We start from the raw sequence: 15,581 nt of genomic DNA, 5'->3' as shown, positions 1-15,581 counted from the left end.
GCGAAGCGTTCTGGTGGACCGCGAGAGGAAGCCATGCCCCACGACTTGAGGTCCCAGGCCGCCTCCTTCGGGCTCAGCCCGGACGAGTTCGACGGCGTGGTCGGCGCGCTGGGACGCCAACCCAACGCCCTCGAGGCCGCAATGTTCGGCGCCCTGTGGAGCGAGCACTGCGGCTACAAGAACTCCCGGGCGCTCCTCCGCCGCCTGCCGACCACGGGACCGCAGGTCCTGCAGGGCCCGGGGGAGAACGCCGGGGTCGTCGACATCGGCGAGGGCTGGGGCGTGGCCTTCAAGATGGAGAGCCACAACCACCCCAGCGCCGTGGAGCCCGTCCAGGGAGCGGCGACGGGCGTCGGCGGCATCCTGCGCGACATCTTCGCCATGGGCGCGCGGCCCTTCGCCACGCTCAACGCGCTCAGGTTCGGGGAGTTCGATACGGCGCGTAACCGCTACCTGCTCAGCGGCGTCGTCCAAGGCATCGCTCTCTACGGCAACGCCATCGGCGTGCCCACCGTGGGCGGGGAGATAGAGACCAACGCCTGCTACACGGAGAACCCGCTGGTGAACGTCATGGCCCTGGGCCTGCTGCGCCACGAGGAACTGCAGACGGGGACGGTGGGCGCGGTAGGGAACAGCCTGCTCTACGTCGGCTCCAAGACGGGCCGCGACGGACTCGGGGGCGCCGTGTTCGCCTCGGCCGACCTGTCGAGCGCGTCGGGCGCGGACCGACCGGCGGTGCAAGTGGGCGACCCGTTCATGGAGAAGCTGCTGCTGGAGGCCTGCCTCGAGGCGTACGCGGCCGGGCTCGTGGCCGGGGTACAGGACATGGGCGCGGCCGGGCTCACGAGCTCGGTGGGCGAGATGGCGCACCGTGCCGGCCTGGGCGTCGACCTTCACGTCGACAAGGTGCCCACCCGCGAGGCGGGCATGGCGCCGCTCGAGATCATGCTTTCCGAGTCCCAGGAACGCATGGTGCTCACGGCGGCGCCGGGCAAGGAGGAGGCCCTCGTGCGTCTCCTGGCCAAGTGGGAACTGGAGGCGGTGGAGGTCGGGTGCGTGGTCGACCATGGCCGCTTCCGCGTCTTCGAGAACGGTGCGGTGGTCGCCGACATGCCGGTGCCCGCCCTCAACGAGCCGCCGGAGTACGTCCGGGAGGGCGTGGAGGACCCACGCATTCGCTCCGCTCGCGAGCGCGACCTCGGCGGGCTGCCCGTGCCCGCGGACCCTACCGGCGTGCTCCTCAAACTGCTCGCCTCGCCGACCATCGCCTCGAAGCGGCCCGTGTACGAGCAGTTCGACCAGCAGGTGATGACCAACACGGTCGTCCTCCCGGGCGCCGCCGACGCCGCCGTGATGCGCGTCAAGGGCAGCCGCCTGGGGGTAGCGGCGACGGTGGACTGCAACTCGCGCTACGTGTACTTGGACCCGGAACTGGGCGCCATGCACGCTGTGGCCGAGGCGGCGCGCAACCTCAGCTGCGTGGGCGCCAGGCCGCTGGCCGTTACGGACAACCTCAACTTCGGCAACCCGCTCAACCCAGGCGTCTACTACCAGTTGGAACGCGCCGTCGACGGGCTGGCCAGGGCGTGCCTCGAGCTCGACACACCCGTGATCGGCGGCAACGTCAGCCTCTACAACGAGTTCTCCACGCAGGGCGGACGCCAGGCCATCCACCCGACCCCCACGGTCGGGATGGTGGGCGTGCTTCGCGACGTCGGCCGTCACGCCGGCAGCGCGCTGAGGCGGAGCGGTGACGTGTTGCTGGTGGTGGGCCCCTTGGCCGGCAGCCTGGGAGCCAGCGAGTACCTCTGGCGGCTGCACGGACTCGAGGCCGGCAGGCCACCAGAGCTCGACCTGGCCGCAGAGGCCAAGGTGCAGGCCGTGGTCCGCGGCCTCGTGGAGGACGGCCTGTGCGACACGGCGCACGACACCAGCCAGGGCGGGCTGGCCGTGGCCCTCGCGGAGATGTGCCTGCCGGCTACGGGAGCGGCACTGGGTCTCACGGCAGACCTGGGCGACGGGGCGGGCGCGCGCTTGGACGAGTTGCTGTTCGGCGAGGCCGCCTCGCGCGTGGTGCTGGCCCTGCGCCCCAGCGCCGTGGAGGAGGCGCTGGCGCGGTGCAGTGCGGTGGGGGTGGCGGCCCGGGAGGTCGGCCATGCCGGCGGTGACCGCTTCACGCTGCGAGGCGGCGGCGCCGTGATCGACTGCGCGCTCGAGGAACTGCGCGGTTCTTACGAAGCCACCTACGAGATGGCGTTACGCTGACGCCCATGAACCAGGCAGAGGGGGCGCCCGAAGGCGAGCTAGGCGAGGACAAGCCGCGCGAGGAGTGCGGGGTGTTCGGCGTGCGCATGCCGGGGCCGGCGGACGTGGCGCGGCTCTGCCACCTCGGCATCTTCGCCCTGCAGCACCGGGGCCAGGAGGCTTGCGGCATCTGCGTCACCGGCGGCGGCCAGGTGCGGCTCGAGAAGGACATGGGGCTCGTGGCCGAGGTCTTCACCGAGGAGCGCCTCGCCAGGCTCCGCTACGAGGGGGCCAGCCAGGGGGTGGCGCACACGCGCTACTCCGTCACCGGCTCGAGCTTGCGCTTCAACGCACAACCGCTCACCGTGCGCTGCAACATGGGCCACCTCGCGCTGGTGCATAACGGCAACTTCACCAACGCGCGCGAGATCCGCGACTCCCTGCTGGAGTGGGGCGCCGTGTTCCAGACCACCAACGACAGCGAGGTGATGCTCAACCTCATCGCCCGCCACAGCCACCTGGACCTGGTCGACGCGACGGCGGAGGCCATGCGAACCCTCGAAGGGGGCTTCGCGGTCGTGCTGATGGACTCGCGACGCGTGATCGGCCTGCGCGACGGTCACGGCGTGCGGCCGCTCGTCATCGGGCGGTTGGACGGCGGCCACGTCTTCGCCTCCGAACCCGCGGCGCTCTCCCTCGTGGGCGCCGAGTTCGTGCGCGACGTGAAGCCGGGCGAGCTCGTGGTCGCCGACGACGACGGCCTCACCTCGAGGCAGGTGCTGACGGCCGAACCGACGCCGTGCGCCTTCGAGTGGATCTACTTCGCCCGCGGCGACTCGACGCTCGACGGCGTGGACGTTCACGCCGCGCGCGTGCGCATGGGCATGGAACTCGCCAGGGAGGCGCCAGTGGAGGCCGACCTGGTGGTGGGGGTGCCCGAGTCGGGCCTCGCCGCGGGCATCGGCTACTCGCGCGTCAGCGGCGTGCAGTACGACCTGGGGCTCTACAAGTCGCCGTACGCGGGGCGCTCGTTCATCAGCCCCACGCAGGAGTTGCGCGAACTCAAGGTGCAGCTCAAGCTTCAGGCCACGGGCTCCGTGCGCGGCAAGCGCGTCGTGCTGGTCGACGACTCCATCGTGCGCGGCACGACGTCCGGGCGCATCGTCCAGCTCTTGCGGGAGGCGGGTGCCAAGGAGGTGCACTTCCGCGTCTCGAGCCCGCCCATCAAGTTCCCGTGCCACTACGGCATCGATACCGCGGCGCGCAAGGAACTGGCGGCCGCCACCCTGAGCGTGGAGGAGATCAGGCAGCGCATCGGCGCCGACAGCCTGCACTTCCTCACCGAGGCCGGGCTCAGGCGGGCGCTCACCTTGAATGGCGTGTGCCTCGCGTGTTTCAACGGCAAGTACCCGGCCGGCGAGCCCAGCGAGCTGGCCCAGCGGGAGGGTCTCGGACCCGACGTCTGGGGCCTCTAGCGCCGGCTTCCGCCCCTGGTGGCCACCAGCCACGTGAACTCCAGCAGCCGTGGAACGCGCCGCCAGCGTTTGCGGTCCGACGCCACCCGGAAGAGCCACTCGACGCCCAACCTCGTGGTCCACGCCGGCATCCTCCTGACCTCCCCGGCCAGCACGTCGAGGGTCCCACCCACGCCGATCATCACGCGGGCGCCCAGTTCCGCTGCGTGCCGGTGCAAGAAGAGTTCCTGCCCCTCACCTAAACCCGCTAGCACGACGTCGGGCGCGGCGCTGCGCACGGCGGCGCACACCGCCGCGCCCTCGGTGGCGCGGTCGAAGTAGCCGTGATGGTGACCCGCGATGGTGATCCCGAAGGCCCCTTGAGCGGCGTTGGCGGCGCGCTCCGCCACGCCGGGCCTGGCGCCCAGGAAGTAGACTCGCAAGCCGGCCCCCCCGCGGCGCATCACCTCGACCGAGAGGTCGACGCCCGGCACGCGGCCCGGCAGCCTCACGCCGGCGCGCCGCGCTGCGAGCGCGACGCCCACGCCGTCCGCCACGCTCAGGTCGGCGGCTTTCACGGCCGCCGCGAGTTCCGGGTCGGAACGCGCCTGAACGACGATCTCCGGGTTGAGCGTCACGACCAGCCGGGGCCCGGTTGGCGCTTCGACGGTATTAAGCACCCAGTCGGCCGCGCCCCCAAGGTCGAGCACGTCCAAGGGGAACCCGAGCACGTAGGCGCGCTCTGGAGGCTCGCCCTTCAAGCCGCCTCGAAGAGGTACAGTTTTCCGAACTCACCCTCTTCTACGGACCTGAGTTCCGGCACGGCCTCGCTGGCGGACACGCGGGCAGCGTGGCCGAGGTCCTGCTCCAGGCCGATGGAGCGCAGGTACTGACCTGCGAGGGACCGCCACAGCACGTCCACCGGGTCGGGGAACGCCCTGAGGATGGTGGTGGCGAAGCGCGTGGCGCCCCGCAGCTCGGGCTTGGGGCCGTCGCGGCCGATGAGGCCGGCGATCAGGGCGGCGGCCAGCGTGTCGTCCAGGTCGGGCTCGCCGGCGAAGCCGGAGCAGACGAGGTCGACGCGCTCGCTGCTCAGCGCGGCCGCGCGGCGGGCCACGGCGCCCGCGTTGTAGAGCGAGCCCAGCAGCACGTGGCGCGCGCCGCCAAGCTGCTCGAGCCAGCGGGGCGCGTTCTCGGACACCATCACCACCTCGCGCCCGCTCATGTCGACGCGCGACAAGTGCGCGGGTGAGTTGCCATGGTTGAAGCCCTCGGGCGGCACGCCCTGGCGCTCGGCGACCAGGACGCGCCCGGCGCCGGCGGCGGCGCGTGCCCTTCGCAACGAGGTGGTCAACGAGACGCCGGTGGCGCCCTGGTCGAAGAGCATGGGCGCCACGGTGCAGGTGCGCAGCACGTCGATCAGGACGACGACGTCCACGTAAGGTCCGCTCGGAACTAGATCCGTGTTGATGAGCATGATTACAGTCCGGTTGCCGGCGTTGCCGGTAGCGCGAGTTGCGCTCGCGTGCGGGCAGGCTCGGCGGTGAAGTGGCAAGCAGCGACCGGGCGTCGCTGCCGCATGCAGAGGCGGTTGCCCACGTTGCCAGGGCGGAGAGTGCTCGAGAAGCGGCGTTCCCCTCGTTCAGGGGCGTTCCACTCGCAGCAGTGCAGCCGACGCACCACCCCGGCGGCGCGAGTCTATCACGAACCTGCGCCGCTTCCCACGTTACTGGGGGCGCCACGGACGCGCCTCCCTCCCGATAAGCTGGCCTGTGCCAGTGCAAACGACGCCACCCGCCCCCTCGTTCCTCGACGCGTACCAGGGCGGCCACCTGAACGACTTCTTCGACCTCGCTCCCGGCGACCTGGACGCGGCCCTGGCCCTGCCGAGACCTGGGGAGAGGAACGCGCTCGTGGACGCGCTCTCGCGCTACGCCGCCGCGCTCGGCGCCCCCGCGGCCGTCTTCGCCAACCTGGAGCGGTTGCGGCACCCCGCCGCTCGTGCGGTGGTCACGGGGCAACAGACGGGCCTGCTGCTCGGGCCCACGTACAGCCTCTCCAAGGCCATAACCGCCGTCGCCCTGGCGCGACGTCTGGATACGGAAGAGCGGCCCGTGGTGCCCATGTTCTGGCTGGCGACGCAGGACCACGACGCCCACGAGGTGGACCACACCTACCTGCTCGACGGCGGCGAGACTCTGCGGCGCGTGGCCGTGGCGTTGCCCGACGGGGTGGCGGTCGGGCGGGCGCCGCTGACGCCGGCCATGCTCCAAAGCGTGAAGGAGGGGCTCGAGAGCCTCACACCCCGGCCACGCTTCATGGGCGAGGTATGGGACCTGCTTGAGGGCACGGCGGCGTCGGTGACGTCGTTCTCCGATTGGTTCGGGGCCATCCTCACGCGCTTCCTGGGGGAGGCAGGCCTGGTGCTCGTCGACCCGTTGAGGCGCGACGTGGCGGCGCAGTTCTCGCCCGTCCTGGCCGCCGAGCTGGCCGACCCCGTCAGTACGGCGGAGGCCGTGAACGGCGCGGGCAGGCGCCTGAAGGCGCTCGGTTACGCGCCGCAGCTCGGGCGCGCCACGGGCGCCACCAACCTCTTCGTGGAGTTGGGCGGGCGGCGCGTGCTCTTGCGCCAGGTCGGCGCGAACTTGATGGCCGACGACCGCACGTTCAAGGCGGCGGAACTGCTCGGCATGCTGGCGGAGGATCCGACCAGCATCACGCCGGCGGCGGGGCTCAGGCCGACGGTGCAGGACGCGCTGCTGCCCACCGCCGTCTCCGTGCTCGGGCCCGGAGAACTCAGGTACGTGGCGCAGTTGCGTGACGTCTACCGCTTCCATGGCGTGCCGATGCCGCTCGCGTGGCCACGGGCGAGCGCCACCGTGCTCGAGCCCGCGGCGGCGAGGCTCCTGACCGGGTTCGGCGTGCACGCGGCCGAGTTCCGCGCCCACCACGACGAGATCCTCGAACGGGTCCTCCTCGAGCGCCACGGCTACTCCGCGCGCTTCAACGAGTCGGCCTCGAGGGTGGAGGCCGAGTTCGCCGCGTTGCTCGAGTCGGTGGCCGCCATCGACCCGACGTTGGAGGGCGCCGTGCGCAAGGGCAGGCGGCACATGGTGTCGACGCTGTCGGGCCTGCGCCGCAAGTCGGCCGCGGCCCTCGCCACCAAGGACGAGATCACGACCCGCCAGTTCGGGCGTCTCACCGCTCACCTGCTGCCGCTCGGTCAGCCTGCCGAGAGGGTCCTGAGTCCCTTCAGCCATGCGCTGAAGTTCGGGATCGAGCCGCTATTGGACCGCTTCATGGGCCTGGCGCCGTCGGGCGATCAGGAGCTGGTGCTGTAGTCGCTGCGCTGCTCCAGGCCCCGGTTGGAGCCCCGGTTGGGGCACCGTGTGGCTCGGTGCGGTGCGCAGGTTGGCGGTCCGGTCGAGACTGGTTGCCTCAGCGCTTGTTCGACACCGAGTAGTTGGGCGCGTCGCTGGTGATGGTGACGTCGTGCGGGTGAGACTCCACGAGGCTGGCCTGCGTGATGGTGACGAAGCGTCCGTCACGCTGCAAGGCCCCTAGGTCCCCGGTGCCGCAGTAGCCCATCGCCGACCGGAGGCCGCCCACGGCCTGGTAGACGACGTCCCCCACGGGCCCCTTGTAGGCGACGATGCCCTCCACACCTTCGGGGACGAGCTTGGCCGCGCCGGCCGCGCTGTCCTGGAAGTAACGATCGGCGCTGCCGCCCGACATGGCGCCCAGGCTGCCCATGCCGCGGTAGGTCTTGTAGCGCCTGCCCTCGCGCAGCAGCTCCTCGCCGGGGGCCTCGGTGGTGCCCGCCAGCAAGGAGCCGACCATTACCACGTCGGCGCCGGCGGCGATGGCCTTGGCGATGTCGCCCGAGTACTTGATGCCACCGTCGGCCACGAGCGTGGCGCCGCTCGCCCGCGTCACCTCGGCGGCCTCCAGGATGGCGCTCAGTTGCGGCATGCCCACGCCCGTCACGACCCGCGTGGTGCAGATGCTGCCAGGCCCCACGCCGACCTTCACGCCGTCCGCCCCGGCCTCGACGAGCGCGGCCGCTCCCGCCCCCGTAGCGACGTTCCCAGCGATGACCTCCACGCTGTAACTGGCCTTCACGTGCCGCAGGGCGTCGAGGATCCCCTGGCTGTGGCCGTGCGCGCTGTCCAGGACGAGCACGTCGGCGCCCGCCTCCACCAGGGCCGCGGCCCGCTCCTCGAGGTCCAGGCCCACGCCGAGCGCCGCCGCCACCCGCAGGCGGCCGAGGGAGTCCTTGGCGGCGTTCGGGTACTCGAGGCGCTTGGTGATGTCCTTTATCGTTATCAGTCCCCGCAGGTAGCCCTCCGGGTCGACCACCAGGAGCTTCTCCACCTTGTGGTGCCTGAGCATCTCGATCGCGGCCTCGAGCGTCGTCCCGACGGGAACGGTGATGAGCCCCTCGGACGTCATCACTTCCGAGACCGGCCTATGCATGTCGGTCTCGAAGCGCAGGTCGCGGTTGGTCAGGATGCCCACCAGCTTGCCATCTGCCTCCACGATGGGCACGCCGCTGATGGAGTACTCGCGCATGAGGTCCTCGGCGTCGGCGAGCGTAGCGTGGCGCTCCAGCGTGATGGGGTCGACGATCATGCCCGATTCCGAGCGCTTCACCTTCCTCACCATCTCCGCCTGGAGGTCGATCGCCATCTTCTTGTGGACGACGCCGATGCCGCCCAGGCGCGCCATGGCGATGGCCATCTGGGTCTCGGTGACGGTGTCCATGGCCGCCGAGACGAGCGGGATGTTGAGCGTGATGCCCGGCGTGAAGCGGGCAGTGAGATCGACTTCCTTGGGCAGGACGCGGCTGTGCGCCGGCACCAACAGGACGTCGTCGAAGGTCAGCGCCGTGGCGACGATCTTCTCTAGCTCGGGCGCCTTCACGCGTGCCGGCGAAGTGGTCATGGTTCTTGCCTCCGGTGGGGTAGGTACATCGCTGAGGATTCGGGTTCGCGGCTGGTCAAGGGTTGCTTTCCAGGAGCAGGGTCATGGGGGCGAGCCAGCGCTCGGGTATGCGCATGGCCCTTCCATCACGGCCCGTCGGGACGTGCGACGTGGTGGCGGTAGCGATGAGGACGGCGTCGGCCGGCCGCGTGATGCGGTAAGCGAAACCCACGCGGCGGCTGCGGACGTCCGTGAGGGTGCTGGCTACCTCGAGCAGGTCGTCGAAGTAGCAGGCGGCCCGATACGAGACCTCCACGTGCGCCACGGCCAGGGACATACCGCCGTCTTCCATCTCGCGATAGCTCAGGCCGCGCTCGCGGAGCCACTCCACGCGGCCGGCCTCGAGCCACGGCACGTAGGCACTGTGGTGGACGACACCCATCTGATCGGTTTCGACGAACCTTACCCGTAGTTCCATGCTGATCCCGGTTGGGCGCGCTCTTCGTCGGCGCCCGTGGACTTCCCGGCAGCATACCGCCCGGGGCCTTCCTGCTCTGGTGCTACAGTGCCGACGGGAGTACCTCGAGTGGCGCAGAGCAAGAGCCGTGCCTTCGGCGCGGAGTTCTTCGACCAGACCAAGTACCGGCGCGGCCAGCTGCCCGCGCCGCGCACGCGCGTGGCGGCCCCCTTCAAGGTCCGCGCCAACCCCGCCGAGGTCGCCAGCCTGCCGGCGCCGCAGCTGCGGGACGGGGCCGGCGTCTGGAGCGTGCTTTCGCGTGACAGTGGGGGAGCGGCCGAGGGCGGGCGCCTCGAGCAGGCGGCCCTGTCGCAGTTGCTGTGGGCCTGTGTCGGCTTCAACTTCGGACGCAAGCGGGTACACGTCACGGCCCAGGACGTTTCCTCCTTGGAGTGCTACGTGCTGGCGTTCAACGTTCAGGACCTGTTCGCGGGCGTGTATCGCTACAACCCCCGGGATCACAGCCTCGATCAGCTGAGGATGGCAGACGTCGGTGAGCCGTTCGCCGACTGCATGCTCGCGCCGGTCGAGATCGGCGCCCAGGCGGCCGCGGTCTGCTTCACCGGCGTACCTTCGCGCCACCGGGTACTCGGCGGCGGCCGCGCTTTCCGGTACCTGTTCCTGGATGCCGGCTCGGCCGCCCAGGGGCTGGTACTAGCGGGCGCCGCGTTGGGCCTGGCGGCGACGTACGCGGTCGACTTCTACGACGACGAGCTTGCCAAGCTCCTACAGGTCGACGGGCGCACCGAGGTCCCGCTCTGCCTCGTGACCATAGGGTCCTGATACCGGCGGGCTGCCGGTTCCGACAGTGGCGCGGCTATGGCGTGCCGTCACGGAGCGTTATGCTCCCAAGCGAATGGCCGCCGGCCGGTCGGCGGCCCGTTGGGCGGGCGCCGTCAGCCCGTGGAAGAGGAAGGGCAGCGCATGCAAGGAGAAGCCCCAGCCAACCCCCAGGCCCCGGCGCGCGGCAGGACGGCCGAAATCCTGGCCGCCGCGCAGGTGCACGACAGCGGCCTGTGGCATCCGGAGGTCGCGTTCGTTCGGGGCGACGGCGCCCTGCTTTACGACGCCGAGGGTAAGGAGTACCTCGATTGCATGGCCGGGATCGCCGTCGCGAGCGTGGGCCACTCCAACGAACGCTTGGCGAACGCGCTGGCTGATCAGGCGCGGCGCCTGATCGTCTGCCCCCAGAACCTCGGCAACGACGTGCGCACGAAGTTCGTAACCAAGCTGTTCGAGTTCGTGCGGCCGCCCCTCGCGCGCGTCTTCTTGGGTAACTCGGGCGCGGAGGCCAACGAGGCCGCGCTGAAGTGGGCGCGGGTGGCGACCGGCAGGCGGCGCTTCGTGGCCGCAGAGCACGGCTTCTCCGGCCGCACGAGGGGCGTCTTGCCGTTCACGTGGGAGCCCAAGTACCGCGAACCGTTCGGCCCGTACGACACCGAGGTCGAGTTCGTGCCTTTCAACGACGTCGAGGCGCTGCGCGCCGCGATCGACGACGAGACGGCCGCGGTGCTTCTCGAACCCATCCTGGGTGAGGGTGGCATCAAGCCCGCGACCGCCGAGTTCCTGCACGCCGCGCGGGAGTCGACCCGGGCCCACGGCGCGCTGCTGATCCTCGACGAGATCCAGACGGGCGTCGGCCGCACGGGCACCTTCCTCGCGAGTGAGGCGGTAGGAGTCGACGCCGACATGGTCACCTTGGCCAAGGGCCTGGCGGGCGGCGTGCCCATCAGCGCGCTGCTGATGACCGACGAGGTGGCCGCGGCCATGCCCAAGGGCGGTCACGGCACCACCTTCGGCGGCAACCCGCTTGCCGCTGCCGCGGGCCTGGCCGTCCTGGAGGAGATCGAGGACCGGGGCCTCATGGCGCAGGCCGCACGGTTGGGCGACAGGCTCATGGCCGGCCTGGCAGGCAGCGGGCCGGCGGTAACGGAGGTCCGGGGGCGTGGCCTGCTGATCGGCGTTCAGCTGTCGGTGCCTGCGGGCCCCGTGATCCGCGAGTTGCAGGAACGTGGCGTGGTGACAATCGCCGGGGCGGGCGATACCGTCCGCTTCCTGCCGCCCCTCGTCATCACGGAGGAACAAGTGGACGAGGTTGTTTCGCGCGCACGGGACGTGTTCTCGCGTGCGTGAGTTTTCCCGGTTACGGTCGGCCGGGTCCTTCCTTATACTGGCGGCGTGAGCCTCCGGCTAGAGAGCATCGCCCTCGAGCTGCTCGAGTACAAGGTCGAAGAGTTCCGCGCCAAGCGCATGGTGCGGGGAGGCATGCAGTCGCTGTGGGAACTGCTCGGGGTGCTCAACCGCGAGCGCGAGCGGCTTAGCGCAGACGAGCGCGGGCGCCTGGACGCGGCCGCGAAGACCATGGGAACGTTGTCCGACTCCAAGGGTCAACGTGAGGTCGTGCCCAACCTGGTGTCCCTCGTCCTCGACGAGGAAGGACCAACGCTGGCGGCCGACGAGGAGCCTAGAAGGCCCCCGACGTTCCACGACTCGTCGCCGGAGGAACGCGACGAGCACGCGGTGCTGCAGCGCCTGGCGCGCCGCGTCTGGTGGGATGACCTGGACGAGTACGTGCAACGTGTTGCCGCCGGCTGGCGTGCCGAACGCGACCGGCTGACCGCTCGCCTGGTGTTCGCTACCCTGCAGAACCTCATGCGCAACGCCGACCGCAGCACTTTCGGCCAGGACGTCCCGGGAGGAGCGTTCCGCGTCATGGAGAGCATCCCCACCATGCGCGACCCGCTGGTCTCCCTGTCGGACCTCGACTCCCTGGCCGAGATCCTGCGCGAGCTGATAAACGTGATCATGACCGTCGGAAAGTCGGGGAACCCCCTGCCGGCCCTGGACCGGGGCGAGAGCGGCGCGTTCGCCTACGTGAAGTCGGCGGCGCTTGCCGTGGCCAACGACCCGTACGCCGGCCGGTTGTCGCCCGACGCGAGTAGCTCCCTCACCTCGACGCAGCTGCGCCTCGCCCTGCAGGAGATGGGCAAGGAGCGGCTGCCCGAGGAGGAGAAGGCCGCGCAGCGGCGAGAGCTCGAGCGGCGGCTGACCGAGGTGAGCGCCCGCGAACGCGCCGACCGGCAGGCGTTCCAGCGCGACACGTACTTGTTCACCGAACTGGTGGAGGCCTTCTTCGGGCGCCTGGCGGGCTACCTCCCGACCGCGGTCGGCGGCGAGGCCGGCGGCCCGCACCTCGAGGGCGGCGTGCTCTTCGGCGTGAACCCGATCCTGAAGTGGGAGAAGGTGCCACCCGAAGCGACGGCGGTGACGGTGCGCATGGTCGGACCCCTGAGGCTCACGCTTGCCGGTCACGACATCGCCATCAGCGGGGTCGGCAACTCCCGGACCCTGTACCTCGACGGCGAGGAGGTGGAGCTCGACGGCTCGAACGTCATCGTGCGCGACCGCGTGCGCATCGGCGCCTTTCGCGAGGGTGAGTACGTCCACGTCCGCATCCGCAACGAGGCGCGCTCCCTGGGTTCGCGGCTCGCCGATGCGCTGCTGGTGAACGAGGTGTTGAGGAGTTCTCAGCGCGAGGAGCTGCTCGCGGCCTTCAAGGTCATCTCCAACAACGTTCGTGGCGAACCCGAAGAAGTGATCACGCAGGCAGTAGCGCGGGCCAACGTGGTCGCGGGCCGCGCACCGAAGCGCGTGCAGGCCCTCGAGGGGCTGCTCCGTGGCGCCGCCAGGGCCTCGAACGTGATGCTTACCGAGGCGGTCGTGGGCGATGTCGTGGAACGTATGCGACACGTGGGCGCCGTTGCGCCCACCGACCTGCCGGCCCTGATCGGATCGTCGGGGGCGAGCGAACATCTCGTCAAGACGCTGACGGAAGAGCCGCTGACCTTCGACCTGGCCGGCTTCAAGATCACCGTGCGCCAGTACCGCGGCCGTGGTAGCGCGGCGCAGGAGAGCCTGGTGGCCATGTTGCCGGGCCAGGTCCTGGGTTCGTTCACCGACTTCCTGCTGGCACCGCGTGTGAGCGGCACCCTCGTGTTCGCCAGGGGTGAGGAGGAGGTGGCCGTGTTGCACGTGCCGCCTCCGGAGCGGGACGTCCTGCCTGCCACCAGCTAGAGCCGCCGGCGGTTCCCCAGGGTGGCACGCGGTCCACTAGGGTGCGGCGGGCGGAGCCTCCTGCGGTGGCGAGAACTCGTAGGCTTCGCGCAGGAGCTTCAGGTCGGCGTCGTCGACTTGCCCATCACCGTTGAAATCGGCAGCCAGGTTCACCCCGGAAGTGCCGTAGGCCCTGCCGAACAGTGCCAGGTCGTAGAAGTCCACGTTCCCGCTCCTGTCCAGGTCCTCGGGCGCGAACTCGCGCAGGCCGCGCAGTTCGGCCACGTCCGCCGGTAGGGGAGCACTGTTAGCGGCCGATACGGTCCGCGCCATGACGCCGGCGCCGCCCTCGGGCAGGCCCGCCAGGACGCCGAGCTCATGCAGCAGCACGGCTTCGAGTTCGTCCCCGACCAGCGGTGAGATGAGCACCTCCACCCGGCCTCCTGGAGACGCCAGGGTGAGGGACTTGGCGTCGGGCCCCATGAGTTCCGGCGCCCCGTAGCGGATCTGGGCCGGTGCGGCCTCGTCGGTCTCGAAGACCACGGCGCCCGGCGCCGCTGCCTCCCACACGCCTGCCGCGGCGGACGCGAAGCTCGAGAGGAGCAGCGGTCCGCCCCTGTCGTCAACGCGGTAACGGACGGTCTTCGGCGCGGCCGGGACGGCGGTGGCCTCGTCCGACTGGCCCTGGGCGGTTGGTGCGGCCTCCGGCTCCCCTTCGGGGGCCGCGGTCTGCCGTGCCTCCTCCCCTGGCGCAGTTTCCGACGTGCCCGTCTCCGGTGCTGCCTCCTGCGCCTCATCCCCCGCGTCGCCTGCAGCCGGTGGCTGGCCCGGCGCCGGCTCGGGGGCCGTGCCTGCCGCGTCCTCGCCGGCGGCCGCGGGTGGCGGCGGCGCGGTGGGCGCGCCCCCCTCGCTGGGCGCGCCCGCCTCGCTGGGCGCGCCCACCGCGCTGGGCGCGCCGCGTTCCAGCAGCGCAACAAGGGCCGCGCGAAGGTCCTCAGGCGTTGGGCTGCTCGAGCCTCGCACGAGGGCGCCCGAGCCGTCTAGGCTCAGGTAGGAGCCATCACCCGCCTGGGCGCCCCCGGGGCCGAACTTCCACGCGCCCTGGGATACTCCGACCACCGGCGACGCCAACCCGTCGTCCTGGCGTGCGAGGACGAGCCAGCGCTCGCCCCGCTCGAACGTCGGCAAGCCGCTCACGAACAAGGTCGGGAGCCCGGCAACGTTGCCGCCGAGGAAGGCCAAGCTCTGCTGGCTGGCGGGCTCCTGGCCCTTCTCCTTGGCCTCGCGGTCGTACAAGACGTCTAGGTCGCCGAACTCGACGAGGCTCCAGGGCCTGTCGTCTCGGGCCTCTGTGGTGACCGAATCGACCGTGCCCATGAACACCAGGTCGGCCTCGAGCGCCATGCTCTCGGGCGAGGCAAGGAGGTAAGTCGTGGCACCGGCCGTTCCGGCGGCGAGCGCCACCGAGAGTACGGCCGCCAGGAAGGTACGCCTCACTGGTCGCCTTCCTCGCCATGCGTGTCCGGAGGCCGGCTCTGGTCACCGGGCTCTTCGAGGCTCGTCTCGGGACGTGGGCGCGGCGCGGCCCCCACGACACCGCTCAAGTACTCGTGCTGCCGCTCGGGGTCGAGGCTCGTGCTGAGGACCTCGGCGGCGTAGGACGCCTGTACGCGCACGGGCGGAGCCACGGGCACGAGCGTGAAGCGGTAGAGCTCGACGCTGCCGTCGAGGCTCTTCCCGAGGGGGGCGAGGTCAACTTGCAACTCGCCGGCCTCGGCCCGCCAGAACAGCGCGACGCCGGGCCGACCCGCGACGGGGCCGCCGTCAGCCAAGCGGAAGACCTCAGGGTCCCACGTGACCAGGCTGCGCACCCCCGTCACCGCGCGCGCCTCCTCGAGCTTGGCGCGCACCGTCACGCCGCCGCGCACCTCCGTCTGGGGCGCGTCGAGCACGAACCGCGTTGGCGGCGGCGACGTTACCTGAAGCGTGTACTTCTGGCTCACCCGAGAGAGGTTCGCGTCGGAGACCTCGACCGTCAGCGCGAAGGTGCCCACTTCGGTGGGGATACCCCGCAGGACGCCGTTCTGGAGGGTGATCCCGGCCGGAAGCGCGCCCGACGTGATGCTGAACGTGTAGGGCCTGAGGCCCCCCACGGCGTGGAAGGTGCCGTCATAGGCCTCGTGCACTATGCCCCGCGGGATGTCGTTGCCGACGAGTCGCAGGGCCTCGCCGCGCGGTGCGACGTCGCCCGCGCAAGCGCTGAGGACGAGCCCGATCGCGACGAGTAGTAGCTGCGGGCCGCCGGGACCTGCCCGACGCCTGGTTCGGCGCGCTCCGTTGCTGCCGTCACTCATCCTTCCGATTCTACAGACTGCCGCCTGCCTGGCGCC

12 protein-coding genes are annotated in these 15,581 nt (G+C 71.0%); 6 read left to right on the top strand and 6 right to left on the bottom strand.

Going from position 1 to position 15,581, the window contains the following annotated elements; genetic code table 11:
• The first annotated feature begins 33 nt into the window (after positions 1-33).
• Both purL and purF read left to right on the top strand, forming a co-directional pair.
• Positions 34-2,265 (top strand): phosphoribosylformylglycinamidine synthase subunit PurL, encoded by a 2,232-nt coding sequence (purL, locus tag ROY82_07080; GenBank protein ID MDT3682221.1) that lies wholly within the window; start codon positions 34-36, stop codon positions 2,263-2,265.
• Positions 2,266-2,270: 5 nt separating this feature from the next.
• Positions 2,271-3,719, top strand: coding sequence for an amidophosphoribosyltransferase (gene purF, locus ROY82_07075; GenBank protein MDT3682220.1), 1,449 nt, complete (start codon positions 2,271-2,273; stop codon positions 3,717-3,719).
• On the opposite strand, the gene ROY82_07070 is transcribed toward purF, so the two are convergent.
• A complete protein-coding gene (locus ROY82_07070) occupies positions 3,716-4,459 on the bottom strand; it encodes a WecB/TagA/CpsF family glycosyltransferase (protein ID MDT3682219.1) in 744 nt (247 codons plus the stop codon). The genes purF and ROY82_07070 overlap by 4 nt on opposite strands.
• A complete protein-coding gene (locus ROY82_07065) occupies positions 4,456-5,175 on the bottom strand; it encodes a 2-phosphosulfolactate phosphatase (GenBank protein MDT3682218.1) in 720 nt (239 codons plus the stop codon). The genes ROY82_07070 and ROY82_07065 overlap by 4 nt, the downstream gene beginning before the upstream one ends.
• A gap of 295 nt (positions 5,176-5,470) precedes the next feature.
• Here ROY82_07065 and bshC point away from each other — a divergent pair, with 295 nt between their 5' ends.
• Positions 5,471-7,039 carry a bacillithiol biosynthesis cysteine-adding enzyme BshC gene (gene bshC, locus ROY82_07060; protein ID MDT3682217.1) on the top strand — a complete coding sequence of 523 codons (1,569 nt, stop codon included), beginning with the start codon at positions 5,471-5,473 and terminating at the stop codon, positions 7,037-7,039.
• Between the two features lie 97 nt (positions 7,040-7,136).
• Here the strand turns inward: bshC and guaB are convergent, their stop codons facing one another.
• A complete protein-coding gene (gene guaB / locus ROY82_07055) occupies positions 7,137-8,642 on the bottom strand; it encodes an IMP dehydrogenase (protein ID MDT3682216.1) in 1,506 nt (501 codons plus the stop codon).
• A gap of 55 nt (positions 8,643-8,697) precedes the next feature.
• Positions 8,698-9,099, bottom strand: a complete 402-nt coding sequence (locus ROY82_07050; protein MDT3682215.1) for a thioesterase family protein — start codon at positions 9,097-9,099, stop codon at positions 8,698-8,700.
• A 108-nt stretch (positions 9,100-9,207) separates the two neighbouring features.
• Here ROY82_07050 and ROY82_07045 point away from each other — a divergent pair, with 108 nt between their 5' ends.
• The 3 genes from ROY82_07045 to ROY82_07035 all read left to right on the top strand — a co-directional run bounded on the left by ROY82_07045 (position 9,208) and on the right by ROY82_07035 (position 13,212).
• A complete protein-coding gene (locus ROY82_07045) occupies positions 9,208-9,921 on the top strand; it encodes a nitroreductase family protein (GenBank protein ID MDT3682214.1) in 714 nt (237 codons plus the stop codon).
• A 141-nt stretch (positions 9,922-10,062) separates the two neighbouring features.
• Positions 10,063-11,271 (top strand): aminotransferase class III-fold pyridoxal phosphate-dependent enzyme, encoded by a 1,209-nt coding sequence (locus tag ROY82_07040; protein ID MDT3682213.1) that lies wholly within the window; start codon positions 10,063-10,065, stop codon positions 11,269-11,271.
• Positions 11,272-11,316: 45 nt separating this feature from the next.
• Positions 11,317-13,212: a hypothetical protein gene (locus ROY82_07035; GenBank protein ID MDT3682212.1), complete on the top strand. Its 1,896-nt coding sequence runs from the start codon at positions 11,317-11,319 to the stop codon at positions 13,210-13,212.
• A 36-nt stretch (positions 13,213-13,248) separates the two neighbouring features.
• Here the strand turns inward: ROY82_07035 and ROY82_07030 are convergent, their stop codons facing one another.
• On the bottom strand, positions 13,249-14,688 hold the full coding sequence (locus ROY82_07030) for a hypothetical protein (GenBank protein MDT3682211.1): 1,440 nt from the start codon (positions 14,686-14,688) through the stop codon (positions 13,249-13,251).
• Positions 14,685-15,545 (bottom strand): Ig domain-containing protein, encoded by an 861-nt coding sequence (locus ROY82_07025; protein ID MDT3682210.1) that lies wholly within the window; start codon positions 15,543-15,545, stop codon positions 14,685-14,687. Before ROY82_07025 ends, ROY82_07030 begins: the two co-directional genes overlap by 4 nt.
• Between the last annotated feature and the right edge of the window lie 36 nt (positions 15,546-15,581).

The sequence above is a fragment of the Truepera sp. genome (assembly GCA_032027045.1).
GTDB lineage: Bacteria > Deinococcota > Deinococci > Deinococcales > Trueperaceae > JAAYYF01.
The sequence above is the reverse complement of the archived record's forward strand: the minus strand, read 5'-3'. Positions and strand labels throughout refer to the sequence as shown.

Bases quoted from the DNA above. Each gene is read 5' to 3' on its own strand.
- purL (MDT3682221.1), top strand. From the start codon at position 34: ATGCCCCACGACTTGAGGTCCCAGGCCGCCTCCTTCGGGCTCAGCCCG.
- purF (MDT3682220.1), top strand. From the start codon at position 2,271: ATGAACCAGGCAGAGGGGGCGCCCGAAGGCGAGCTAGGCGAGGACAAG.
- ROY82_07065 (MDT3682218.1), bottom strand. From the start codon at position 5,175: ATGCTCATCAACACGGATCTAGTTCCGAGCGGACCTTACGTGGACGTC.
- guaB (MDT3682216.1), bottom strand. From the start codon at position 8,642: ATGACCACTTCGCCGGCACGCGTGAAGGCGCCCGAGCTAGAGAAGATC.
- ROY82_07050 (MDT3682215.1), bottom strand. From the start codon at position 9,099: ATGGAACTACGGGTAAGGTTCGTCGAAACCGATCAGATGGGTGTCGTC.
- ROY82_07040 (MDT3682213.1), top strand. From the start codon at position 10,063: ATGCAAGGAGAAGCCCCAGCCAACCCCCAGGCCCCGGCGCGCGGCAGG.
- ROY82_07025 (MDT3682210.1), bottom strand. From the start codon at position 15,545: ATGAGTGACGGCAGCAACGGAGCGCGCCGAACCAGGCGTCGGGCAGGT.